Annotated in this window: 1 protein-coding gene; it reads right to left on the reverse strand. The window is 64.8% G+C overall.

All coding sequences use genetic code 11. The annotated features are described in order from the left end of the window. Positions 1–812: Tn3 family transposase (locus ACJHWR_RS25260; RefSeq protein ID WP_410226723.1), on the reverse strand; the 812-nt coding region annotated here is incomplete at both ends.

The raw sequence follows: 812 nt of genomic DNA on the forward strand, positions 1-812 counted from the left end.
CGTGTCGGTGTAGTGCTCCTCGATCCGCAGGTCGGACTCGTGGTACAGCAGGCCGTCGAGCACATAGGTGGAATCGCGGACGCCGACATTCACCACGCGGGTGCTGAACGGCGCGTACTGGTCGGAGATATGGGTATAGAACAGCCGTCCCGGCTCGCTACCGTACTTCGGGTTGACGTGCCCGGTGCTCTCGCCCCGGCCACCCGCGCGGAAGCGCTGGCCATCGGAGGATGAGGTCGTGCCGTCGCCCCAGTGGGCGGCAAAGGCGTGGCGATACTGGTGGTTGACCAGCTCGGCCAAGGCCGCCGAATAGGTTTCGTCGCGGATGTGCCAGGCTTGCAGCCAGGACAGCTTGGCGTAGGTCAGGCCGGGGCTCGACTCGGCCATCTTGGTCAGCCCGAGGTTGATCGCATCACCGAGGATTGCGGACAGCAGCAACGTCCTGTCTTTGGCCTCGGCCCCGTCCTTCAAGTGGGTGAAGTGGCGGCTGAAGCCCGTCCAGTCGTCCACGTCCATCAGCAGTTCGGTGATCTTGATGCGCGGCAGTAACTGGCTGGTTTGGTCGATCAGCGCCTGCGCCCGATCCGGCACCGCCGCATCCAGCGGGGTGATTTTCAGCCCTGACTCGGTGAGGATGGCATCGGGCAGCTCGTTGTCCTTGGCCAGGCGGGTGACGGTGGCCAACTGCTCGTCCAGCAGCTGCAAACGCTCTTCCAGGTACTGGTCGCTGTTCGGGTTGATCGCCAGGGGCAGGGCCTGCTCGCGCTTGAGTGCGGCGAACTTCTCGGCCGGCAGCAGGTAGTCGTCGAAGT

This window comes from Escherichia sp. WS568, from assembly GCF_046486085.1.
GTDB classification, from domain to species: Bacteria; Pseudomonadota; Gammaproteobacteria; order Enterobacterales; family Enterobacteriaceae; genus Escherichia; species Escherichia coli.